The sequence below is a fragment of the Pseudomonas paraeruginosa genome (assembly GCF_003025345.2).
Lineage (GTDB): Bacteria > Pseudomonadota > Gammaproteobacteria > Pseudomonadales > Pseudomonadaceae > Pseudomonas > Pseudomonas paraeruginosa.
In genome coordinates, this window is the sequence record NZ_CP020560.1 from 3,784,341 (window position 1) to 3,807,853 (window position 23,513).

Genomic DNA, 23,513 nt, shown 5'->3' on the forward strand with positions numbered 1-23,513 from the left:
GCGGCGGGGCCAGAGCGTCGGGGGAACCGGCTCAGCGACGTTGCCGCGCGGCGAGGCGCCGGCGTTGCTCGTCGTTTTCCACCGGGATGGGTTGCATGCGCGGGGGCTCGATCAGGCCGAGGGCGACACCGAGTTGCCACGCCAGGTTTTGCAGCCAGAGTTTCATGACAGGCCCCTTGTCCAAGGGAAGGAGAATCGGGCGACCTGACAAGTCAGGCCGCCCTAGGAAAGAGTAGACCGGCGTCCCACTCTCCGCACGTTCCACTCCGTCCTTGGAAACAACTTTACTGCGGGAAACCGGCCGCGGACCCTGACCTGAATCAAGCCAACGCCGATTCCCGCCCCTGCAGGAGACCGATCCAGGCCTTCAGGTTGGCGCCGACCATGCCCCTGCGCCAGACCAGCCAGGTGCTCGCCCGGGCGAACGGCTCGGCCAGCGCATGCACCGCCACCGACTCCCGGCCCGGCAGGCTCTCCAGCATCGACACCGGCATCAGCGCCACCCCGCCGCCGGCCACCACGCAGGCCAGCATGCTGTGGTAGGACTCGATCTCCATCACCCGGCCCATGCCCACCCGCGCGCTGGCGAACCAGGACTCCAGCAGCAGGCGATAGGAGCAGCGCGGGCGAAAGGCGATCACCGCGCTACCGGCCACGTCCTCGGGCCCGCGCACCGGCGGATGGCCATTCTCGGTGACCAGCACCATGCGCTCCTCGAACATCGGCAGGCCCTCCAGGCCGTCGAAGTCCAGCGGGCCGTCCACCAGCACGGCGTCCAGGCGCCCGCCCAGCAGCGACTCGACCAGTTCGCCGCTGGGCGCGGTCTGCAATTGCAGGTTCACCGCCGGATAGCGCCGGTGGTATTCCGCCAGGCGCGGCGGCAGGTGGATCGCCGCGGTGCTGTACATCGAGCCGAGGGCGAAGTCGCCCACCGGCTCGCCGCCCTGGACCGCCGCGCTCGCCTCCTCCTGCAGGGCGAACAGCCGCGCGGCGTAGTCCAGCAGCACCTTGCCCGCCGGCGACAGTTGCAGGCGCTGGCGTTCGCGGAGGAACAGATCGACGCCAAGCTGTTCCTCCAGTTGCCGCAGGCGCGTCGACAGGTTCGACGGCACCCGGTGCAGGCGCTCGGCGGCGCGGGCGATGGAGCCTTCCTCGGCGACCGCCTGGAAGATCCTCAACTGGCCGAACTCCACGATAAATTCTCCAAAACAGAACAAGTAATTCTCGATTATTCAGTTTTACAGAATCAATGCAAGACCTAACCTGCTGCCACTCATCCCCCCGGCAGGAATCCGCACATGTCCCGTCATTTTCTTCGTTCACCGCTGGTCGGCCTGCTCGCCTGCCTGCTGGCGCTGGTGGTCGCCATGGGGGTCGGGCGCTTCTCCCTGACCCCGCAACTGCCGCACCTGATCCGCGAAGGCCAGCTCGACCTGACCGGCGCCGGCCTGCTGGCCGCCGCCAACTACCTCGGCTACCTGGTCGGCGCGCTGGACGCGCTGTTCGCCCGCGAAGCGCGGCAGGCGCGCCTGCGCCTGCTGGTCGGGCTCTGGGCCTGCTTCGGCCTGACCCTGGCCTCGGTCTGGGCCGAGGGCTTCTGGCCGCACGCGCTGCTGCGCTTCGGCCTCGGCGTGGCCAGCGCCTGGGTGCTGGTCATGGTCACTGCCCTCAGCCAGCGCCTCGCCGCGGAAAGCGGCCGGGCCCGGCTGGGCGCACTGGTGTTCGCCGGCCCCGGCATCGGAGTGATGGTCACCGGCCTGCTGGCGGCATTGGGCAACGCCCTGGGGCAGGACTCGGTATTCATCTGGAAGCTCTTCGCCGACCTCGCGCTGGTCCTGGTCCTCATGCTCCTGCCGCTGCTGCCGCGCCCGGCCGCACGCAGCGCCGGCCACGACGCGCCCGCCACGGCAAGCGAGAACGCCGGCCTCGGCCGCCTGACCTGGGCCTACGGGCTGGTCGGCCTCGGCTACATCATTCCCGCCACCTTTCTCTCGCAGATGGCCGCCACGCGCTTCCATGGGCAATGGCAGGCCGACCTGTTCTGGCCCTGCTTCGGCCTGGCCTCGGCCACCGGGGTAGTGCTGATCAGCCTGCGCCGGCAGCGCCCGGACGGCACCCGCCGCTGGCTGGTCGGCGCGCTCTGGCTACAGGCCGTCGGCGTGCTCGCCTGCCTGCTGCCGGGGATCGGCGGACTGGCCCTCGGGGTAGTGCTGACCGGCCTGCCGTTCCTCGCCGGCATGCAGCTGGTGATGCAATACGCCCGCGAACTGGCGCCGCATACGCCGCAGCGCAACGCCGGCCAACTGACCACCGGTTTCGCCCTCGGCCAGTTGCTCGGCCCGCTGCTGGCGGCGCTCAGCACGCATTTCGCCGGCGGCCTGCAACCGGCGCTGGCGCTCGCCGGGCTCGGCCTGGTCCTGGCCGGCCTGCTGTTGCGCCGGCCGCACTCGCTCAGCGTCGCAGCAGGCGTCGCAGCCACTGCTCGCCGCTGACCAGGGTGATGCCGGCGAGGACCAGCGCCGCGCCGGCGACGAAGTTCAGGCTCAGCGGCTCACCCAGCAGCAGTACGCCGAAGGTGACGCCGAACAGGGGCGTCATGAAGGAGAAGATCGCCAGGTTGTTCGCCAGGTAGCGACGCAGCAGCCAGAACCAGCAGAAGTAGCTGGCGAACGACACCACCACGCCCTGGAACAGCACGCTGGCGGTGCTCACCGGCGTCCAGCGGACCTCGCCGAACTGGCCGCTGAACAGGGCGATCAGCAGCAACCCGGCGCAGGCCACGAACAACTGGTAGAACAGCGTCAGGCTCGGCGGCGCCTCGGACAGCCGGGTGCCGCGCACCGCCACCGTGGTCGCTCCCCAGGACATCCCGGCGAGCAGGCCGAAAGCGTCGCCGAGCAGCATCCGCCCATCCATCTCCGCCCACGACAGGCCGCCGCCGAAGGCCACCGCGATGCCGCCGAAGCACACCGCCACGCCCAGCCATTGCAAGGGCCGCAGGCGTTCGCTGGGAAGCAGGAAGTGCAGCCCGAGGGCGGAGAAGATCGGCGCGGTATAGAGGAACACCGACATGTGCGAAGCCGTGGTGTATTGCAGGCCGAGGGCGATGAACAGGAACTCCAGGGCGAACAGCGTGCCGGTCAGCAGACCGGCGCCCAGTGTGCCCTGGCGCAGCCCCTCCCAGCCGCCGCGCCAGCACATCAGCAGGCCGACCAGGGCGGCGGCGATGCCGGAACGGATGGCCGCCTGCATCACCGGCGCGATGTCCGTCGCCGCCCACTTGATGGTCACCTGCTGGATGCCCCAGATCACGCAGAGCAACAGCATCGTCTGGAAGGCGAAGGCATCGGCGGACTTGCGCATGGCGGACTCACAGGCAGGCATGGAAGGAAGCGGTCACCAGCGGCGACCGTCGGGCAGCGCCATTATGGACAAGCCGGCGCGCCCGGTCGAAGCCTGGAAGCGACCTCCAGCGGGCCGTGGGCGGCGGTTCCGGCCTGGTGGCCTGGCCTGCGGGACGCGACGGCCAGCGCCTGGGGCGCTAGCCGTCCTGCGAACCCGCCATCTGGCCGCGGCCGCTCACTTGCCGGTCTTGATCTTGCTCCAGGTCCGCGTGCGCAGCCGCTCCAGCTTCGGCGGCAGCATTTCCACCGAATACAGCCTGGCCTGCACTTCTTCCGGCGGGTAGACGTCCGGGTTGTCGCGCAACTCCGCCGAGATCAAACCGTCCGCCGCCTTGTTCGGGTTGGCGTAGGCCACGTAGTCGGAGATCGGCGCCACCACCTCCGGGCGCAGCAGGTAGTCGAGGAAGGCGTGCGCCTGCTCGACGTTCTTCGCATCGCGCGGGATCGCCAGCACGTCGAACCAGGCCGCGGCGCCCTCCTTCGGGATGCGGTACTCGATGCGGATGCCGTTCTTCGCTTCCCTGGCCCGGTTGGCCGCCTGCATCGCTCCGCCGGACCAGGCGATGGCCACGCAGACGTTGCCGTTGGCCAGGTCGCTGACGAACTTCGAGGAACTGAAGTAGGTGATGTACGGGCGCAGCTTCGCCAGGTGCTCCTCGGCTCGGCGGTAGTCTTCCGGCTGGTGGCTGTTGGGCGACAGGCCGAGATAGTGCAGCACCTCGGGGATCACCTCGGTGGGCGAGTCGAGGAAGGCCACGCCGCACTGTTGCAGCTTCGCCAGATTCTCCGGCTTGAACACCAGGTCCCAGGAATCCAGCGGCGCATCGTCGCCGAGCACCGCGCGGACCTTGTCGAGGTTGTAGGCGATGCCGTTGGTGCCCCACATGTAGGGCATCACGTAGCGGTTGCCGGGGTCCTTGCCGGCAAGCACCTTGAGCAGCGCCGGGTTGAGGTTCTTCCAGTTCGGCAGCTTGCTCTTGTCGAGCGGCTGGAACACCTCGGCCTTCAGGTAGTTGGGCAGGAAGCTGTCGCTGGGCACCACCAGGTCGTAGCCGGAGTGCCCGGACAGCAGCTTGGCCTCGAGCACCTCGTTGCTGTCGTAGACGTCGTACTTCGGCGCGATGCCGGTCTGCGCCTGGAAGTTCTTCAGGGTGTCCGGGGCGATGTAGTCGAACCAGTTGTAGATCCGTACTTCCGGCGCGGCCTGGACCAGCCCGGCGGAAGCGGCCAGCGCGAGGCCGGCCAGCAGCTTGCGAGTCGATTGCATGCTTCGCTCCTCAGCGGGCCGCGCCTTCATAGCCCTGTAGCACGTTGACCGCGTTGACGCCGATGGCTTCCACCGCATAGCCACCCTCCATGATGAACAGGGTCGGCAGGCCCAGCCGGGCGATGCGCTCGCCCATCCGCAGGTAGTCCGGCGAGTCCAGCTTGAACTGGGAGATCGGGTCTTCCTTGTAGGTGTCCACGCCAAGGGAAATCACCAGGGCATCCGGGGCGTAGCCGGCGATCCGCACGCAGGCATCGTCGAGCGCCGCCGACCAGAGGTCCCAGCCGCTGCCATGGGCCAGCGGATAGTTGTGGTTGCAACCCTCCCCGGCGCCTTCGCCGCGCTCGTCGGCATAGCCGAGGAAGTACGGGTATTCGACCCGTGGATCGCCATGGATCGAGGCGAACAGCACGTCGTCGCGGCGGTAGAAGATGTCCTGGGTGCCGTTGCCATGGTGATAGTCGACATCGAGGATCGCCACGCGCCGGGCGCCCTGGTCGAGGAACGCCTGGGTGGCGATGGCGGCATTGTTGAGGAAGCAGTAGCCGCCCATGAAGTCGCCACCGGCGTGATGGCCCGGCGGACGGCAGAGGGCGAAGGCGCTGCGGGCGCCCTGGCGCATATGCTCCTGGGCGGTCAGCGCGACCTGGGCGGAGCTGTAGATGGCCTGCCAGGTGCCGGCGGTGATCGGCGCCTCGGTGTCGAAGCTGTAGTGGCCCAGCTCGCCCATCAGCGCCGTCGGGATCGGCCCGTCGCGGCGCAGGCGGCGACCGGGGAAGGTAGTGGACACCAGGTCGCCGCTGTGGCCTTCGGCGGTCCAGCGGGCCCAGGCGCCCTGGAGGAAGTCCAGGTAGGCGGCGTCATGGATGCGCAGCAGCGGCTCGCGGCCGAAATCCTTCGGCGCGATCACCTCGCCAAGGTTCTGCGACTTCACCCGGGCCAGCACGGTATCGGCCCGGCTGGGCATTTCGAAACAGGGTTGCAACTTGCCGTCGACCAGTTCCGACTGGCCGAAGTGCAAACGATGATCGTCGCTGTAGACGCTCAGCATGGAGAAGACCTCACGGGTTTCTTGTTCTTGGTGGGGGGATTCTGCCCAGCCTGCGACACCGGCAAAACGGTGGCAGCGGCCAAAAAGGGATCGATATGGCCAGAATTGCTGTCCCTTTAGCCCCGCCTGGCGATCGTCCCGGGAATTACTCGGCGCCCGCGCCGGTCCATACTCGTTGAGCCAGACAGAGCGGAAGGGGGATTCGATGCGGCGAGCCAGCCTGTTCACGTTTTTCTGCCAGACCATGATGGCGCTCGGCCTGAGCCTGCTCCTGGGCGCCGCCTGGGCCGCGGAGCCGGTCGCGCGAACCGGCGCCGACCTCGAGGCGCCGCCGGCCCTGGCCGAAGATGCCAGCCTCGATCAGCTTGCCGCGCAGCTGGACCTGATCCGCCAGAGCGTTACCGCCAATGCCAGCGACGACCTCCTCGCCGAGCTGCGCCAGAGCGCGCTGCAGGTCCAGCGCCAGGCCGACGCCCTGCTCGCCCTGCGGGTCGCCGACCTGGAGCGACTCGACGACCAGTTGAAAGTGATCGGCCCGCCCCAGCCCGACGAGGCGGAAAGCCTCGCCGCCCAGCGCCAGGCCCTGACCCGGCAGAAGAACGCCCTGCTCGACGACGAACGCCAGGCCACCCAGCTCGGCCAGTCCTCCCGCGACCTGGCGGCGCAGATCGTCAACCTGCGCCGCAGCCTGTTCAATTCACAGATCAGCAGCCGCGCGGCGACGCCGTTCAGCCCGAGCTTCTGGTCGACCCTGATCCGTCCCACCGACGACGACCTGCGCCGGCTGGACAAGCTGAAGGCGGAGGCCCTGGTCGCCTTCGACAGCGCCATCGCGCCCGGACACCGCTGGGCCTTCGCCGGAACCCTGCTGGCCACCGTGCTGGTCTGGAGTTTCGGCCGCCGCCTGCTGGAGCGCATGCTTACCTGGGCGATGATCCGCTGGCTGCCGGAAGGCCGTCTGCGGCGCAGCGCCCTGGCCCTGGCGGTAGGGTTGGCGACCATCCTGACCATCGTCGGCGCGGTGTCGCTGATGCGCTGGGGCCTGGAAAGCAACGCCAGCCTGAGCCCCGACATGGCCAGCCTGACCGATCAACTGGTCAGCCTGGCGACCTTCTGCGCCTTCATCGCCGGCCTCGGCCGCGCCCTGCTGATGCTGCCGCGACCGTCCTGGCGACTGCCGGCGATCCCGGACCGGATCGCCAGCGCCCTCGGCCCGTTCCCGGCGATCCTGGCGGTGGCACTGATGCTGGTGGCCACCGAGGAGCGGATCAACAGCGTCACCGGCACCAGCCTGGCCCTGACCGTCGCTCTCAACGGCCTGACCGCGCTGGTCACCGCGCTGATCTTCGCCGCCGCCCTGCTGCGCTACCATCAGGTACGGCGCAAGCACGAACTGGAGCGTCCGGGCGGGATCGCCGGACTGATCCCCTTCGTCGCCTCGGTGTGGATCGCGGCGATTCTTCTCGCCCTGTTCACCGGCTATCTGTCGCTGGCCTACTTCCTCACCGTCAAGCTGCTCTGGATCAGCGTGATCGCGGCCACCACCTACCTGCTGATCGCCTTCTTCGGCGACATCTGCGAAACCCTGCTCTCGCCCAAGCACCCCAGCGGCCTGGCGCTGGCCAATGCGCTCGGCCTGTCGCCACGCCACCAGGCCCAGGCCAGCACGGTGCTTGCCGGGGTCGGCCGCACCCTGCTGCTGCTCACCGCGCTGCTGCTGGCCTTCCTTCCGGCCGGCTCGAGCCCCAGCGAGCTGCTACAGGGCTTCGCCCAGCTGGGCGAAAGCGGCAAGACCCTGGGCAACCTGAACATCGTCCCGCAGGACATCCTGGTCGCCCTGCTGCTGTTCGTCGGCGGCCTGTTCGCCCTGCGCATCGTCAAGCGCTGGCTGAGCGAGCGGCTGCTGCCGGAAACCAACATGGACGCCGGCATGCGCGCCTCGCTGGTGACCCTGGTCGGCTACCTCGGCTTCGTGCTCCTGGCGATGCTGGTGATGTCCGCCCTGCGCATCAACCTGACCAGCCTGACCTGGGTGGTCAGCGCCCTCTCGGTGGGCATCGGCTTCGGCCTGCAGGCCATCGTGCAGAACTTCATCTCCGGCCTGATCCTGCTCACCGAGCGGCCGGTGAAGGTCGGCGACTGGGTCAGCCTGGGCGGGGTCGAGGGCGATATCCGGCGAATCAACGTGCGCGCCACCGAGATCCAGATGGGCGACCGCTCCACGGTGATCGTGCCGAACTCGCAGTTCATCTCGCAGACCGTGCGCAACGTGACCATGGGCAACGCCCTCGGGGTGGTCGGGGTGAACCTGACCCTGCCGCTGGACACCGACGCGATGAAGGTTCGCGAGTTGCTCCTGCAGGCATTCGCCGAGCACCCGGCGATCCTCGACGCGCCGGCGCCCTCGGTGATGTTCAAGGATCTCGCCAGCAACGGCCTGGTGCTCAACGCCAGCGGCTTCGTCAACAGCCCGCGTTCGGTGGCCGGCGCGCGCAGCGACCTGCTCTTCACCATTCTCGACCGCTTGCGCACCGAAGGCATCGCGCTGTCCTCGCCGCAGAGCCTGTTGATGATCCAGGATGGCGGCCCGGCCAGCGCCGCGCCGGCGCCCGAGCCATCCACCTGAACGACGGGGGCGGACTGCCGGTCGCGCAACGGGTAGAATCCGCCCCTTTTCGCACACCCCGAACCGCCATGAACCGCGAAGCCCTCGATATCCTTCTCCAGCACCTGCTCGCCGCGCTGTCCCCGGCGCCTGCGGAAACCCGCCGCCTGTTCCACGGCCGCGGCCGTTGCTGGCCAGGCCTGGAGCAACTGACCGTGGACTGGCTGCAGGGTGTCCTGCTGGTCACCCTGTTCAAGGAACCACCGGCCGAGGAGCTCGACGCCCTGCGCCGCACGCTCGCGGCGCTGGCCGCCGCCCCGGCCTGGGCCTCGAGCCAGGGCCGGCGCCTGGTCCTGCAGCACCGCTACCGCCCCGACAGCGCTTGCGAGTGGCTGCTCGGCGAGCCTCTGGAAACCTGGGACATCGTCGAGAACGGCCTGCGCTTCCGCCTCGACCTGGGACGCAACCAGAACACCGGGCTGTTCCTCGACATGCGCCTGGGCCGCCGCTGGGTGCAGGAGCAGGCCGCCGGCCGCCGCGTGCTCAACCTGTTCGCCTACACCTGCGGCTTCTCGGTGGCGGCCGTTGCCGGCGGCGCCAGCCAGGTGGTCAACCTGGACATGGCCCGCGGCCCGCTCAGCCGCGGCCGCGACAATCACCGCCTGAACGGCCACGACCTCGGCCGGGTGAGTTTCCTCGGTCACGAACTGTTCAAGTCCTGGGGCAAGCTGCGCAAGCTTGGCCCGTACGATCTGGTGATCGTCGATCCGCCGAGCTTCCAGAAAGGCAGCTTCGTCCTCACCCAGGACTACCGCAGGATCCTCCGCCGCCTGCCGGAACTGCTGGTGCCCGGCGGCACCCTGCTGGCCTGTATCAACGACCCGGCCATCGGCCCCGACTTCCTCCTCGAGGAAACCGCCCGCGAGGCGCCGTCGCTGCACTTCGTCGAACGCCTGGAGAATCCGCCGGAATTTCCCGATGTCGACCCCGCGGCGGGCCTCAAGGCGCTGCTGTTCCGCAACGCAGGCTGATCGACGCGCGGGCGGCGCGCCGCTAGGCTGTCGGCATGGACATGCCCGATGGATTCATCCCCCTGCCGCCCCGCGTCGAACCGCAGGCGGTCTTTCGCCCCCTGCTCGACGACCTGCGCCGGACCCTGGCCCGACCTCCGTTCGAACGGGCCTTGCACAGCGTCTACCTGTACGGCAGCGTCGCCCGCGGCGAGGCCATCGCCCTGGCCCTCAACGGCGACTATGCGCAAGTGCTGGAGGACTACGCGGCACGCCTGGACGCCTCGCGCCCGGCCGAGGAGAGCCGACGCCTGCAACGGGAAGCGGCGAAGAAGCTGATCCGTTCCAGCGACGTTCTCCGCGGGGAAACGGAAACCGCCTGGCCGGAAACCCTGGAGCACTACCTGGCGCTGTTCCACGCGCGCCACCCCGAACAGGCGCCGGCCCTGGAATATTTCAAGGCTGTGCTGGACGGCCAGGCCGCCGACCCGGCGGAGTTCGCCGAGCGCCTGCGCGCGTTCGGCGCCTGGATGCAGGATCAGGAGCGGACGCCGCCTCCGGCCGGTAGAACAGCTCCCGGATAACCATGGCGAACCGTCCGGCCCTTTCACGGAGGAAAGAAGGCTTGTCCGTCTGCGCCCCCGGCAGGAGTCGCGGCTCGGTCCGTAGGCGGATAACGCCACGGGCGTTATCCGCCGATACCCGTACAGCGACTACAGAAACGTCCTCCCCAGCCAGCCACCGGTAGCCCACGGAAAACACAGCGCTGTCGCTGCCGCAGCGGACTCGCCGGCCCCGGGCTTCCTACATCCGGAGCGACCTGCCGCCGTCGCCGCGACAACCATTGCTTAACAAGCCGGCGGTGCCGCGCGAGGATCCGGAGCTTACCCGTCCCAGCCGGAGCCAACCGATGCGCCTAGCCGCCCCGTTCCTCATGTCCCTCCAGCAATCCGCCACGACGACCATCCTCGCCGCCCTCTGCATCGCCCTGTCGGCACTGGCCGGCAGCCCACCGGCAGCAGCCGCGGAACTGCGGGTAATCACCTCGGGCGGTTTCAGCGCCGCCTACCGGCAACTGGCGCCGCGCTTCAGCGAGAAGACCGGCGATCCGCTGCACAGCGCATACGGTCCATCGATGGGCCACACACCCCAGGCCATTCCGCAACGCCTGGAAGCCGGGGAAAAGGCCGATGCGCTGATCATGGTCGGCTACGCCCTCGACGAACTGATCCGCCAGGGCAAGGTGCGCGCCGACTCGCGGGTCGAGCTGGCCGACTCGCGCATCGGCCTGGTGGTGCGCAGCGGCGCGGCGCGACCACCGATCGGCAACGTCGCGCAATTGCGCCAGGCGCTCCTCGCCGCCCGCTCGGTGGCCTACTCCGACAGTGCCAGCGGCCGCTACGTGCAGGAGCGGTTGTTCAAGCGCCTGGGTATCGAACGGCAGATGCGTGACAAGGCAAGGATGATTCCGCGGATCCCGGTCGCCGAAGTGGTCGCCGACGGGCAATACGAACTGGGTCTGCAACAGGTCGCCGAACTGCTGCCGGTGCCGGGCGTCGATTTCGTCGGCCGCCTGCCCGAGGCGGTGCAGTCGGTGACCCGCTTCGCCGCCGGCATTCCGGTGAACGCCGAGCATCCACGGCAAGCCCGTGCCCTGCTGCGCTATCTGGCCTCGCCCGAGGCGCAGGCGGTGGTTCGCGCCAGTGGCCTGGACTCCCTCGCGCAATCGGCGCCGGCGGGAGACCGCTGACCGCCAGACGGCGGAGTGACGGCCAATGCCTGCGGCGGTATCCGCCGGCCGCCCTCAGCGCCGCGCCAGCAAGGCCGTGGCGCCCTGCGCCTTGCGCGTGTACCAGAACACCCGGCTGACCCCACGGGTGATCGCCACGTAGGCCAGGCGCAGGCTTTCGTCCGCCATGGCCTGGTCGTAGCTGTTGCGGAAGAAGCCCGAGGCCGCATACAGCGCGTTGCGCAACGGATGCTTCTCGCCCGGCAGGCAATCGTCGACGATGATCGCCACCTCGGCCTGCAGCCCCTTCGCGCGGTGGATGGTCATGCCCTTCACCGGCAGCGCGCGGTCCAGCTCGGCCAGGATCGCCTGCAGCGGCTCGTTGCGCCGACTGAGCAGCAGCACCGCGGTGCGTTCGTTGCTGTTGCGGCTGGCGGCGTATTCGCACTGGCCGCGGACTTCCGCCAGCAGCTTCGGCAGTTGCGCGCGCAGGTCGAAGCGCTGCACCAGCTTCACCCCATGGTCGCCTGGCTGGATCGCGCGGAACGCGCGACAGGTCTTGTCCTGCTTGAAGCGCACCCCGGCCAGCACCGCCTCGCCGTCGCGAATGATCGGCTCCACCGAACGGTAGTTGGTTTCCAGCACCAGCAGCGCGCTCTTGCGGCCCCGCCCGCGCGAAGGGAAATGCCGGTCGAAGTCGATGAACAGCTCCGGCGAGCTGCCGCGCCAGCCATAGATCGATTGCCAGTCGTCGCCGATGGCCATCAGGCTCGGCGGCGTGCCCCGGGTCGCCAGGCACCGATGCAAGGCCTGCAGCCAGAGGACGATCTGCGGCGAGACATCCTGGAATTCATCGATCAGCAGGTGGCCGAACGGCGCCAGCGCCGCGTCCGGCAAGCTGCCGGCGGCCAGTCGCTCGCCGAGTTGCTGGAAGGCGGCGTCGAAGGTCATCAGGCCCTGTTCGCGCAACAGCGCCTGGAAGCTCGCCCAGAACAGCGCCAGGGCCTCGACGAAGATCTTCTCGCGGACGCCGCACTCCAGTCCGCCACTGTCCAGCCGGTCGATGCGCAGGCCAAGGCTTTCGGCGAACCCGGCCTGGGAGTGGAAGGCCTCGTACAGCGGCAGCGCCTGGAACTCGCCGGCCAGCCTGAACGGCTCCAGCGGCGCCTTCGGCGGCCGCCGGCGCGCGCCCTCCTCCACCTCCGCCGGCGGCGGCAAGTCGAGCAGCTTGTGGGTCTTGGCGCGAAACGCCGGGCTGTCCGCGTAGCACCGCTGGTAGGCCTGCTTCAGCAGGCGCTGCTGGGCGGGGCGCAGGCGTCCGGCGGTGAGCGGGTTGTCCGGTTCGGCGGCCGGGTCGCGGTCGTCGAGCTGCTCGAACCAGCGCGGATTGCCCAGCACCTCGCGGGCCAGGCTGCCCAGCGCCGAGTGGAAGGTCCGCACGCACTGGCGCGCCTGGGCCGCGTCGAACGGGTACTGCCAATGGGCGAGGACCCGCAGTAGCTGTTCGCGCAACTGCGCGCAGGAGGCATTGGTGAAGGAGATCACCGTCAGCCGCTGCGGCTCCACGCCCAGGTGGCAGAGCATGAACACCACCCGCAGGACCAGGGTGGTCGACTTGCCCGAGCCGGCGCCGGCGAAGATCCGCGCCAGCGGCTGGCGGCAGAGGATCATCGCCCACTGCTCCTCCGAGGGCGGGCTCACCACGCCGAGCAGCGCCGCCTGTGCCACCTGCTCGCGCATCGCGCGCTCCTGGGCCTCGTCGATCTTCAGCGCGGCGGCTGGATAGATACCCTGCGGCGCGCTCCGCGCGGCAGCGACAGGCTTGCGCGGCGCCGCCCGCTTCGCGGCCTTGCCGGCAACCTTGGCCGAAGCCTTCGCGGCTTTCTTCTTCGGCCGCCCCCTGGGCGATCCGAACAAGGCCTCGCGGGCCTCGCGTTCGGCCTGCAGGTAGGCGGTGGTACGCGGGAAGCAACGCGCCAGGGCGCTGGAGAGCAACGACTTGTAGCGCCGTACGGCAGACAGCATCAGGACCTATCCGAACAAGGCATGTGGCTGAATAATAAGTGTTTTCCGCTGCCCGCCGACAGTCGTGCGCAGACCGCCCATCGCACCGGGGCAACCCTTGCGCCAGGCCACCGGTCTACCCTTCGGGCCTCGACGGCCTGTCAACTCAGCGAAAACAAGGAGCCTTCCAATGAGCGATTGGGCCATCACCTACAGCAAGGACGAAGCCACCGAGCGCCAAGTCCTGCCCTTCACCCACAAGCCGAGCCCCGAAGAGGTCGCCGAGCACCTGCTGGAGTGGGCCGAGGCCAACCTCAAGCCGGGCCACTACAGCACCGGCAAGCTGGAAAGCGACGAGCCGGCCGAATTGCTGCTGCGTCGCTTCGGCATCGTCGTCACCGGCATCGCCGAAGCCTGATCCCTCCCGCGACCGGCAGGCGCCGGTCGCCCCAACGCCTCCCACCGTCCGCCGTCACGCCTTCGCCAGGCCCTCGAGATAGGCGCAGAGCATATCGGCCAGGGCCTGGCTGTAACGATCGATCTCCACCGCGTCGCGCGGCTGTTCGGAAAACTGCTTGCCCACCGCGCTCAGGGTAGTGGTGATCAGTTCCCCGGCGAGATGGCGCCGCTCCTCCGCGAGCGCCGGCAGGGCTTCGCGCAGGAACGCCTGGATCACCCGCGCGCCCTCGGCCTTCACCGCGCGCGCCTCATCGGCGTCACGGTACAGCGGCGCGGCGTCATTGAGCGCCACGCGGATCGCCGCTTCCTCGCACTCCGAGACGACGAACGCCCGCACCAGCCGACGCAGGCGCTCCAGCGGCGGGCGGGTGGCATCCTCCAGGATGTCCGCGAGCAGCCGGGTGGTGCGCCGCCATTCATCGCTCTGCAGGCGGAACAGGATCGCCGCCTTGTTCGGGAAGTACTGGTACAGCGAGCCGATGCTGACCCCGGCCCGCTCCGCCACCCGCGCGGTGGTGAAACGCTGCGCGCCCTCGCTGGCGAGAACCTGAACAGCAGCCTCCAGGATGCTCGCCACCAGCTCGCTGGAACGGGCCTGGCGCGGTTGCTTGCGCGAGGAAATACGCGGGTTTCGGCTGGCGCTCATGGACGGCTCCGGAAATGCGAATAGCGGAATGCGACGAATCCATCGCATTCTAGATCCGCGCACTCATACGCTCAAACCCACATCCGGAGCAGCCCATGAATACCCTCACCAGCCCCCCGCTCGCCGAACTCCTGCAACGCCTGTTCGCCGAGGCCGAAGCCACCCGCCCAGGCGACAGCCCCGCCCTCGCCGACCTGGCGGACGGCGAACTGGACCGCCTCATGCGCAGCAAGACCGAGTACCGCGAATTCTACGGACGCCTCAGGGACCTCGCGCTGCCCGTCTCGCGGGAAACCGGCAGCCTGCTCTACATGCTGGCGCGCAGCAGCTCGGCGCGTCACATCGTCGAATTCGGCACCTCCTTCGGGCTGTCCACCCTGCATCTCGCCGCAGCTCTGCGCGACAACGGCGGCGGCCACCTGATCGCCAGCGAATTCGAGCCGTCCAAGGTGCAGCGGGCGCGGCGGAACCTGGCCGCCGGTGGCCTGCAGGACCTGGTGGAACTGCGCGAGGGAGACGCCCTGCAGACCCTCGCCAGCGACCTGCCGGCAAGCATCGACCTGGTCCTGCTCGACGGTGCCAAGGCACTCTACCCGGAGATCCTCGCCCTGCTGGAAAACCGCCTGCGCCCCGGCGCGCTGGTGATCGCCGACAACGCCGAGCACAGTCCCGAGTACCTGGCGCATGTCCGCTCGCCCACCAACGGCTACCTGTCCATCCCCTTCGCCGAGGATGTCGAGCTGTCCATGCGCCTGGGCTGAAGCCTCGACTGACGCCGCCTCGCGGGTTTGCTAGGGTCTGGCTCATGTCGCCCGGACACCTCGAAGGAGCCCCGCATGACCCGTGACCGACTCGCCGAGCGCTACCGCGCCTACATCGACTGTCTGAACCGCCAGGACTGGGCGCGTCTGGGCGATTTCGTCCATGACCGGGTGCGCTACAACGACGTGCAGATCGGACTCGACGGCTACCTGCGGATGCTCGAAGGCGACTTCCTGGCGATCCCCGACCTGCGCTTCGAAATCGAGCGCCTGCTCGCCGACCCACCAGCCCTCGCCTGCCGCCTGCGCTTCGACTGCACGCCCGGCGGCCAGCTGTTCGGCATCCCGGTCAATGGCCAGCGGGTGCGCTTCGCCGAGAACGTCTTCTATGAATTCGAAGGTGGCCGCATCGCCGGCGTCTGGTCGGTGATAGACAAGGCGGCGATCGCCGCTCAGGTGCGGATGGCGTCGCCGCCGCCCTAGGCGCCAGGCATGGCCTGCCGGCCTACCAGGTATCCACGAAGCGCCGCTTGCGCCCCGCCCGTGGTGCCGGCGTACCGGCGGCGGCCAGGCCGCGCAGGAGCCAGGCGCGGGTTTCCGCCGGGTCGATCACCGCGTCGATCTCCAGGTAGCTGGCCATGTTCAGCGCCTTGCCGTTGCGGTAGGCCTTGTCCACCATGTCGCGGAACAGGGCCTCGCGCCGCTCGGGATCGGCCTCGGCCGCCAGTTCCTTGGCGAAGCCCAGGCGTACCGCGCCTTCCAGGCCCATCGCGCCGAACTCTCCGCTGGGCCAGGCGACGGTGAACAGCGGCGAGTGGAAGCTGCCCGCCGCCATCGCCTGGGCGCCGAGTCCGTAGCCCTTGCGCAGGACCACGGTGAAAAACGGCACCGTCAGGCTCGCGGCGGCGACGAACATGCGCGAGACATGGCGCACCGTGGCCTGTTTCTCCGCCTCCGGGCCGACCATGAAGCCCGGGGTGTCGCAGAGCGAGACCATCGGCAGATCGAAGGCGTCGCACAACTGCATGAAGCGCGCGGCCTTGTCGCCGGCCGCCGCGTCGATGGCGCCGCCCAGGTGGCCGGGGTCGTTGGCGATCAGGCCGAACGGCCGGCCCTCGATGCGCACCAGCGCGGTGACCAGGCCGGGAGCGAACTGGCGGCGCAACTCCAGCACGCTGTCCTGGTCGGCCAGGGCGTCGATCAGTTGGCGGATGTCGTAGACCCGCAGGCGGTTCTCCGGGACCAGGTGGCGCAGCTCGCGCTGGTCGGCGCAGCGCCAGTCGCCGACGGCGCCCTGGAAATAACCGAGGTAGCGTCTGGCCACCGCGACCGCCTCGGCTTCGTCCGCCACCAGCACGTCGATCACCCCGTTGGGTCCCTGCACGCTGGCCGGACCCACTTCCTCGGCGCTGAAGCGACCGAGCCCGCCCCCCTCGATCATCGCCGGACCGGCCATGCCGATGGTCGCGTCGCGGGTCGCGATGATCACATCGCAGCAACCCAGCAGCGCGGCGTTGCCGGCGAAGCAGCGGCCGGACACCACCCCCAGCAGCGGTACCAGGCCGGAGAGCCGGGCCATGCCGACGAAGGTATGGCAATCGAGCCCGGCGACGCCGACGAAGTCGCTATCGCCGGGACGCCCGCCGCCGCCTTCGGCGAACAGCACCAGAGGCAGCCGCCACTGCTCGGCCAGACCGAGCAGGCGGTCGGTCTTCTTGTGGTTCATCACCCCCTGGGTGCCGGCGAACACCGTGTAGTCGTAGGCCAGCACCAGGCAGCGCGCGGCCTGTGCGCCAAAGCGGGCGGCGCCCACGCTGCCGGTGCCGGCCACCAGGCCATCGGCGGGGCTGAGTTCCAGCAGTTCTTCCGTGGAGCGCCGACGACGCTGGGCGGCCAGGGCGAAGCCACCGTATTCGCTGAAGCTGCCCTCATCCAGCAGGTCGAGCACGTTCTCCCGCGCGGTGCGCTGGCCGCTCCGGCGCCGCCGCGCCACCGCCTGCGGGCGGCGGGCATCGCCCAACGCGGCCTGGCGATCCAGCACTTCGGCGAGGTCGGCGCGGATATGCGCCAGGTCCGGCGCCTGTTCGACCTGCGCCAGTGCCTCGTCGCCGTCCAGCGGTTCCAGGAACAGCAGCGGCCGGCCCTCTTCCAGGGCGTCTCCGAGGCGCGCGGCGAGCGAGCGGACGATGCCGCCGCGAGCGGCCTTGACCTCGAATTCCATCTTCATCGCTTCCACCAGCGCGACGCGCTGGCCGGGCCGCAGTCGCTCGCCCTCGGCCACCTCCAGGGCGACCAGCACCCCAGCGCTCGGCGCCGCCAGCGTCAGGCAGCCCGGCGGCGCCTGCTCCTCGCGCGACGACGCCGCTGCCGTTGGCACCGGCTCGGCATGCCGGGACGGATGCTCGCCGGGCCGGGGTGCCAGCAGCGCCTCCAGCTGGCTCTCGACGAAACGGGTGCCGACCCGGTTGGCCTGTACCGCTGGATGCAACAGGAGATTGCGCAACAGGTCCAGGTTGCTCGCCACGCCCTCCAGGCGGAACTCGCAGAGCGCCCGGTAGGCCCGGCGCAACGCGGCGGGATAATCCGCGCCATGCACGATCAGCTTGGCCAGCAGCGAGTCGTAGCCGGGGTTGACGCGATAGCCGGCGTAACCGTAGCCGTCCACCCGCAGACCGGGGCCGCTGGGCGGTTCGTAAGCGTCGAGGGTACCGCTGGCCGGGCGCGTGCTGCCGTCGGCGGCCAGGGTCTCCAGGTTGATCCGCAGCTGTATCGCGCAACCGCTGGGCGCCGCTGGCTGCGCCAGGCCCAGGCTGGCCAGGTCGGCGCCGGCGGCGAGGCGCAGTTGGGCGTGCAGCAGGTCGACCCCGGTGACCTCCTCGGTGACGGTGTGCTCCACCTGGATGCGCGGGTTGGCCTCCATGAAGTAGAACCGTCCCGGCCGCTCTTCATCGACCAGGAACTCGAAGGTGCCGATGCCCTGGTAGCGCACCGCCCCGGCCATGCGCAGGGCGCAGTCGATCAGCGCCCTGCGGGTGGCCTCCGGGAGGTCCGGGCCGGGCGCGATCTCCAGCAGCTTCTGCTGGCGCCGCTGCAGACTGCAGTCGCGCTCCCAGAGATGGCTGACCGCGCCGCTGCCGTCGCCAAGGACCTGCACCTCGATATGTCGCGCCCGCGCCACCAACTGCTCGACGTACAACTCGTCGCGGCCGAACGCCGCCTGCGCCTCGGCGCGGCAGCGCCGGTAGGCCTCGGCCAGTTGCGCGACGTCGTCCACCGCGCATATGCCGCGCCCGCCGCCGCCGGCCAGGGCCTTGAGCATCACCGCGGCGCCGGCGCCCAGGTCGCGCAGGAACGCTTCGGCCTCCTCCAGGCCGACCGCGCGGTTGAGTCCGGCCACCAGCGGCACTTCCAGGCGCTCGGCCAGGGCGCGCGCGGCGGCCTTGTCGCCGAACAGGTCGAGCACCTCGGCTTGCGGCCCGACGAAGCGAATGCCGGCGCGCTGGCAACGGCGGGCGAACTCGGCGTTCTCGGCGAGAAAGCCATAGCCCGGATGGATCGCGTCGCACGCCTGCTCCCGGGCCACGGCGATCAGCCGCTCCATGTCCAGGTAGGCCGGCGCCCCGCTGCCACCCAGCGGCACCGCGACATCGGCCTGGCGCAGGTGCAGGGAGGCCGCGTCGTCCTCGGCGTACACCGCCACCGAGCGGATGCCCAGGTCGGCACAGGCGCGGGCGATGCGGATGGCGATCTCGCCACGGTTGGCGATCAGCAGGGCATTGAAGGGAGCGGTCACGGCGGTTTCTCCGATTGGCGTTCGGTCATCCGGCGGGCCTCGCGCCGGTCGTCGCAAGCATCTTAGGCAGGCGCCGGGAGCGGCAGAACTGATGCTTATTCATCGATATCCATGAAACCGATGCATGGTTTCGCCAGCGCCACCGCCTGCTAGGCTGGCGGAAATCCCCGCGCCCGGGCGGAACCATGAATCAGCCACATGAATGGCCACCCCTCAGCCGCCTCGATCTGAACCTGTTCCGGGTCTTCGAAGTGGTCTATCGCGAGCGCAACCTGACCCGCGCGGCAGCGCTCCTGCATCTCAGCCAGTCGGCCGTCAGCCACGCCCTGGCGCGCCTGCGCGAACAGCTCGGCGACCCACTGTTCGTCCGCCAGGGCCGCGGCGTGGCGCCGACGCCGCTGGCCGAGCGCCTGGCGCCGGGCATCCGCGACGCCCTCGCCGGCCTGCAGCGCAGCGTCGCTCGCTGCCAGTCGTTCGACCCGCGGCACGACGCCCGCACCTTCCTCCTGAACATGCCGGAGCAGTTGGAACCGCTGGTGCTGCCGGACTTCCTCGGCCACCTGCGGCAGGTCGCGCCACAGGTCGAGGTGCGCTGCAGCAGCCTGCACTGGGCGGAACTGAAGACGGAACTGGAGGCCGGCCGCATCGACGCCGCCGTCGAGGTCGCCCGCCCGACCGATGCCGCGCTGCGCCGCCAGCCGCTGCTGGAGGACCACCTGTGGGTGATGGCCGGCCCGGAGTTCGCCGGCGAGCTGAGCGCGGAACGCTACCTGGCGGCCGCGCACGTGGCGGTCACTTCGCGACGGCGCGGGATCTGCATCGAGGACCTCGCCCTCGGCCAGCTCGGCCTCACCCGCAAAGTGCGCCAGCGCTGCCAGCACTACCTGTCGGCGGCGCTGCTGGTCGCCCAGGGCGGCTACCTGCTGACCCTCACCCGGCGCTACGCCGAACTGCTCAACCGCGGCCTGGGCAATCGCCTGTTGCCGATGCCGCTGGCCTTGCCAGCGGTGGCGCTGAACCTCTACTGGTCGCGCCAGGCCGACGCCGAGCCCGGTGGCCGCTGGCTGCGCGGCGAACTGATGGAACTGGCCGCCCGCGCCGCGCGAGCGGCTGACTAGGGCTTCGCCGCCTTGTCGCGCGCCGCCCTCAGCCATTGCCCGGCCTGCGCCGAACATTCCATGACGTAGGTCGTATCGATCGCGCAGCGTTCGCCGGTGGCCTTGAGCAGATAGGCGGCGTCCGCCACCTCGTAGTCGGAATGCCGGCGCGGCGACCCGTTCTCCTGGGACTCGCGCTCGTCCTCGCGGATAGCGCAGTACAGCGCGTTGCTGCGGGCGAATAGCTCGAGGCACTCGGCGTCCTTGCCCAGCAATGGGTTAGCGCTTCGCTCGTCGGGGTCGGAGCAGCCGCCGAGCAACAGGCAGGCGCAGGCAATCATGGTCATCGGGCGTCGCATGGATTGCTTTTCCTTGGCCAATGGAGGCCCCATTAGAACAGCCCTTGCGCCGCCACGCACCCGCTCCGCCCGCATGGCCGCCCCACGGCGGCGGCCTGCCAGCTCTGCCGCCTGTGGTTCGCGTAAGGTGACAGGCTCAGAGGGAGCAATGGCTTGGCGCGAAGCGGGACCCGCCTCCCGGCAATAAACCTGGGAGGCAGAGCGAATAGAGAAGCCCACCGGCAAGGCGTGCCTTGCTCCACACTATCCAGACGCATCGATATCCAGATCGAACACCGCTCCAGGGACATGGCCGCCTACCAGAGCGGCGATCGCGCGCTCATTGCTGTCGGCATCCGGCGGGGCCATCGCGAGTTGTTCATGCGAGCGATTGAACGAGTGCGCCAGCCAGCGCTCCAGGCTCACCGCCAGCGCCTCGGGCCGATCGGCAACCCGGCCGTAGACCTTGGCCTCGCTGAGGCGCTCGACGCTCAATGCTTTCAGTCGCACAGCGGTCTGTTGCAACCTGCCGATTTCAGCGCGCAATGGCCCCATTATCTGTTGTTCCCTGGCAGAACCGTAGGCCGCCACCTCCTTTTCCCGCAACTGCGCCTTGAAGTCCTGCAGCGCTTCCCCGACCCGCTCATACTCGGTCGGGGTCACCACGGTGCGGCCTTCCTCCAAGGCCTCTTGTGCACGGCGCAGGGAAGCCCAGCAATGCGGGATGTAGCTGGCGACCATCTTGTGATCGGCATTATCCAGCACCTGCCGCAGCAGCCCGCCCCGCTCCGGCAAGCCATTCCTTGCAGCCAGTGCCTTGGCGCAAACCGCCGCGCCGCCGCGCTCGGTAATGCTTTCGCAGCCGGGCGTCCACAGGATCGCGGACTTGTGGCCATCGGCAAACGACACGGGCATGAAATGACGCAGTTTGCCGTGGTGCGTGTAAGGCTCGCCGACGATGTTGACGGGACTCAGGAGCACCACCGCCCCTCCGATGGCGGGGTTGAAGAGCATCAGCAGGACGCCCGCCCCCGACATGCGCCAGGACGTTTTCATCCAGGCCGCCGGGACACTGGGCACCGGATCGTTCTGGTTGACCATGCGGTGATGTACCAGAGGCCTGGCGTTTTCCACGAAGGTCTTGTCACCTACGCGCGGGCTGCCGTAGGTGTAGAGCACGATTTGATATTTCTCCGGTCTTTGCCGCAACATCTCGGCGATCAGCAGCGCAACTGCGCCACCAAGGCTGTGACCGGTGATCAACAGCTTCTGCCCGCTGTAGAACTTATCCAGGTAGGTTGTAAAAAAATTGAAGGCCACCTTGGCCGACTCGTAAAAGCCGTTGTGTACCTTGCCGCTGGTTTCCTCGAACGGCGTCTGCGCAGCATCCACATCGCGCAGAACGTCAGCCATACTCGCGGTGCCGCGTACCACCAGCAGGATCAGCTCATCGTTGTGGGTGATATAGGCTTGCGTATCGGTACCACCCCTTGTATCCGAGTCATCCAAGTAGTGGAGCCTGGCCGGATGTTCCTGATCCACCCCAAGCTCGGGCTGTTCACTTCGGGGTAGAGCTCGGGGTCGAACGGTACGACCTCCAGGCGCCTGGAGTAGGCCACGTCTTCATACAGGGGGTAGTAAGCCTTCCCGCCGGCCTGAGTTGCGTCCACTTGCCACAGCTCATCGGACCTGGCCAGGGCATCGCCGAACCAGTTGCCGACGCTGGGTTGCGCCGGAAAGCTCACGCTGTCGGTTTCCACCGGTTGCGTATCGGGTTCCTGGCCAAACGGGCTATAGCTCAGGGTCGACATCAGCGCCAACTGGTACAGGTTGAGGTAGCAGAACGCTTCGCCCGTGGACAGGAGTGGACTCAGCGCCCGCAAGGGGCGCACCTCCAGCACATGGTGCCGGTTCGGCAACAGCGCGATACCGCGAACCCGGGGAGGCCTGGGAGCAAATCCCAACTCCGCCATGGCGGCCGAGGGACGGCGCATCAGCGCATGCACCTGGTGCCGGGGCGGAAAGTACCGGGACGCCAGGGGCGGAAGATGGGCCCGGTGCTCCACCAGTTCGCTCACCTCGACCTGGCAGAAAGAATCGGCCTGGCCTTGGGCGGGGTTGGACCGGGTGCGGGCGCCTTCAGGGTTGACAAAGCGGGTCTTCTCGGCACGCACTTGCAGTTCAGTGATGGGGAGCGGGTAATGTGGCCTCTTTTGTAAAAACGTGTAGCTCTTCTCACTCCCTTGATAGGCTTGAGCGAGCTTGAGAACGACCGGCCCGCAATAGTGCCGATTGATTCGGCCTGTCCCTGTTTCGTCCAGAACACCAAGGTAGACAACCTCCTCAGAATCGCTGACTTCATAGGCCAGACCGGCATAGGGGCTGCCATCCCCCCGCTCATCCACCAATTGAAAGCTGGTCGAGTGAGTGCGACGCGGGCAGGCATGGATACGTTCACTGAAGAATGGCTTTTCCCACTCCTCCATCGGCCCAGGGGTCATGGGGTCACCGCCTTGTTTTCCGTACAACCGGGATAGAGGGTGCAGTTGCGTCCATCCGGCATTCTGAAGGTGCTGAAGTCCTTGTAGTTTCCATAGCAAAACGCGTATTGATCTTCAAAATTGTCACCCAAGCAGCGTTTCCACCCTCCAGGTACCTTGACCCACGTGTCGCCGATAGCTGGCAGCTCTTCGTCAGCCAGCTTGATCCTCAACTTCACCGTCTTGCCGGGCAGTTGATCCAGGGTGTAGGCCACGAAAGGTTTCGCTTTGCGCCGTACGCCCGTCTCATCCATCCTTTTGCAATCGAGGAGCTTTCTCAGAACACGGGTCTTCCCGGCTGTACGAAACAGCCACTGGCATTGCCCGGCAAACTCGCTTTCCCCGGCCGCATTGAAAGTGCCCTTTTTCACCTCGACCAGCGTGTCTCGTACGACGATCAGGGCCGAGTCACGCCCGAAGTCCCCCCTAGCCTTGCCGTACCAGCCATAGATATAGAAATCGATGCTCTGCAGTACCAGAGGGCAGCCGCTGACCGTGCGACGTAACAAAATCTTCGAATCACGTTTGTACTTTTCCCGGCCCGAGTTGTAGCCAATTTTGGTATCCCGCCTACCCGGTACTGTGCAAGTCTCACCTTTGGCCGGGACATAGGCCGCCGTGGCTTCGTAAGTAAACTCAGGTGGCAGGTCCGCCGTAACGGTAAAACTGTTGGACTTGCCCAAGGCAGTGCAGCCCTGGGCCAGCGCAAGGCAACTGGCAAGGGTCATGTTTTTAAGGGTGCGGTTCATCTGTAGGCGTCTCCTTGCCAATAACTGCAGTCTTGGACGTTATTCATCCACTGGTTGAAA

General features: G+C 68.5%; 19 protein-coding genes and 1 pseudogene. 9 read left to right on the forward strand and 11 right to left on the reverse strand.

Features of this window, described 5'->3' with window-relative positions; all coding sequences use genetic code 11:
* Positions 1–31: 31 nt before the first annotated feature.
* Together B7D75_RS29960 and ptrR are read right to left on the reverse strand one after the other, a co-directional pair.
* The gene (locus tag B7D75_RS29960) at positions 32–166 is read right to left on the reverse strand and encodes a PA1414 family protein (protein ID WP_003087006.1); all 135 of its coding nucleotides are present in this window, start codon (positions 164–166) and stop codon (positions 32–34) included.
* 154 nt (positions 167–320) lie between these two features.
* Complete coding sequence (ptrR, locus tag B7D75_RS17880) at positions 321–1,193, reverse strand: putrescine utilization regulator PtrR (protein WP_003156064.1); 873 nt, start codon at positions 1,191–1,193, stop codon at positions 321–323.
* 105 nt (positions 1,194–1,298) lie between these two features.
* Here ptrR and B7D75_RS17885 point away from each other — a divergent pair, with 105 nt between their 5' ends.
* Entirely contained in the window at positions 1,299–2,492 is a 1,194-nt protein-coding gene (locus B7D75_RS17885) for an MFS transporter (RefSeq protein ID WP_043102061.1), read from the forward strand.
* Here B7D75_RS17885 and B7D75_RS17890 read toward each other — a convergent pair.
* The 3 genes from B7D75_RS17890 to aphA all read right to left on the reverse strand — a co-directional run bounded on the left by B7D75_RS17890 (position 2,452) and on the right by aphA (position 5,722).
* A complete protein-coding gene (locus tag B7D75_RS17890) occupies positions 2,452–3,363 on the reverse strand; it encodes a DMT family transporter (protein ID WP_003082945.1) in 912 nt (303 codons plus the stop codon). The genes B7D75_RS17885 and B7D75_RS17890 overlap by 41 nt on opposite strands.
* A 216-nt stretch (positions 3,364–3,579) precedes the next feature.
* A complete protein-coding gene (locus B7D75_RS17895; protein WP_034079644.1) occupies positions 3,580–4,671 on the reverse strand; it encodes an extracellular solute-binding protein in 1,092 nt (363 codons plus the stop codon).
* A 10-nt stretch (positions 4,672–4,681) separates the two neighbouring features.
* The gene (aphA, locus tag B7D75_RS17900; protein ID WP_034079643.1) at positions 4,682–5,722 is read right to left on the reverse strand and encodes an acetylpolyamine amidohydrolase AphA; all 1,041 of its coding nucleotides are present in this window, start codon (positions 5,720–5,722) and stop codon (positions 4,682–4,684) included.
* A gap of 205 nt (positions 5,723–5,927) precedes the next feature.
* On the opposite strand from aphA, the gene B7D75_RS17905 reads away from it, so the two are divergent.
* The 4 genes from B7D75_RS17905 (at position 5,928) to B7D75_RS17920 (ending at position 11,087) form a co-directional block, all read left to right on the forward strand.
* Positions 5,928–8,348, forward strand: coding sequence for a DUF3772 domain-containing protein (locus B7D75_RS17905; RefSeq protein ID WP_012076448.1), 2,421 nt, complete (start codon positions 5,928–5,930; stop codon positions 8,346–8,348).
* A gap of 68 nt (positions 8,349–8,416) precedes the next feature.
* Complete coding sequence (locus B7D75_RS17910; RefSeq protein ID WP_043102068.1) at positions 8,417–9,358, forward strand: class I SAM-dependent methyltransferase; 942 nt, start codon at positions 8,417–8,419, stop codon at positions 9,356–9,358.
* 35 nt (positions 9,359–9,393) lie between these two features.
* Positions 9,394–9,921, forward strand: a complete 528-nt coding sequence (locus tag B7D75_RS17915; protein ID WP_107114272.1) for a nucleotidyltransferase domain-containing protein — start codon at positions 9,394–9,396, stop codon at positions 9,919–9,921.
* A gap of 350 nt (positions 9,922–10,271) precedes the next feature.
* Positions 10,272–11,087, forward strand: a complete 816-nt coding sequence (locus B7D75_RS17920) for a substrate-binding domain-containing protein (protein ID WP_053817453.1) — start codon at positions 10,272–10,274, stop codon at positions 11,085–11,087.
* Positions 11,088–11,141: 54 nt separating this feature from the next.
* Here the strand turns inward: B7D75_RS17920 and B7D75_RS17925 are convergent, their stop codons facing one another.
* Complete coding sequence (locus tag B7D75_RS17925) at positions 11,142–13,091, reverse strand: DEAD/DEAH box helicase (protein ID WP_058129275.1); 1,950 nt, start codon at positions 13,089–13,091, stop codon at positions 11,142–11,144.
* A gap of 169 nt (positions 13,092–13,260) precedes the next feature.
* Here B7D75_RS17925 and B7D75_RS17930 point away from each other — a divergent pair, with 169 nt between their 5' ends.
* A complete protein-coding gene (locus B7D75_RS17930; protein ID WP_003158045.1) occupies positions 13,261–13,488 on the forward strand; it encodes a hypothetical protein in 228 nt (75 codons plus the stop codon).
* Positions 13,489–13,542: 54 nt separating this feature from the next.
* Here the strand turns inward: B7D75_RS17930 and B7D75_RS17935 are convergent, their stop codons facing one another.
* Positions 13,543–14,175 carry a TetR family transcriptional regulator gene (locus B7D75_RS17935; RefSeq protein WP_003158046.1) on the reverse strand — a complete coding sequence of 211 codons (633 nt, stop codon included), beginning with the start codon at positions 14,173–14,175 and terminating at the stop codon, positions 13,543–13,545.
* Between the two features lie 95 nt (positions 14,176–14,270).
* Between B7D75_RS17935 and B7D75_RS17940 the strand changes: the two genes are divergently transcribed.
* Positions 14,271–14,936: an O-methyltransferase gene (locus tag B7D75_RS17940; RefSeq protein ID WP_058129274.1), complete on the forward strand. Its 666-nt coding sequence runs from the start codon at positions 14,271–14,273 to the stop codon at positions 14,934–14,936.
* Between the two features lie 75 nt (positions 14,937–15,011).
* A complete protein-coding gene (locus B7D75_RS17945) occupies positions 15,012–15,419 on the forward strand; it encodes an ester cyclase (protein WP_003158048.1) in 408 nt (135 codons plus the stop codon).
* A gap of 22 nt (positions 15,420–15,441) precedes the next feature.
* Here the strand turns inward: B7D75_RS17945 and B7D75_RS17950 are convergent, their stop codons facing one another.
* On the reverse strand, positions 15,442–18,729 hold the full coding sequence (locus tag B7D75_RS17950) for a carboxyl transferase domain-containing protein (protein ID WP_107114273.1): 3,288 nt from the start codon (positions 18,727–18,729) through the stop codon (positions 15,442–15,444).
* 185 nt (positions 18,730–18,914) lie between these two features.
* On the opposite strand from B7D75_RS17950, the gene B7D75_RS17955 reads away from it, so the two are divergent.
* Complete coding sequence (locus tag B7D75_RS17955) at positions 18,915–19,847, forward strand: LysR family transcriptional regulator (protein WP_034079636.1); 933 nt, start codon at positions 18,915–18,917, stop codon at positions 19,845–19,847.
* Here B7D75_RS17955 and B7D75_RS17960 read toward each other — a convergent pair.
* The 3 genes and pseudogenes from B7D75_RS17960 to B7D75_RS17970 form a co-directional block, all read right to left on the reverse strand.
* The gene (locus B7D75_RS17960) at positions 19,844–20,185 is read right to left on the reverse strand and encodes a hypothetical protein (protein WP_034079635.1); all 342 of its coding nucleotides are present in this window, start codon (positions 20,183–20,185) and stop codon (positions 19,844–19,846) included. The two genes, B7D75_RS17955 and B7D75_RS17960, sit on opposite strands and share 4 nt — an antisense overlap.
* Before the next feature lie 243 nt (positions 20,186–20,428).
* Positions 20,429–22,665 (reverse strand): annotated as a pseudogene (locus tag B7D75_RS17965) (lipase family protein).
* On the reverse strand, positions 22,662–23,453 hold the full coding sequence (locus B7D75_RS17970; protein ID WP_058146763.1) for a hypothetical protein: 792 nt from the start codon (positions 23,451–23,453) through the stop codon (positions 22,662–22,664). Before B7D75_RS17970 ends, B7D75_RS17965 begins: the two are co-directional and overlap by 4 nt.
* Positions 23,454–23,513: the final 60 nt, after the last annotated feature.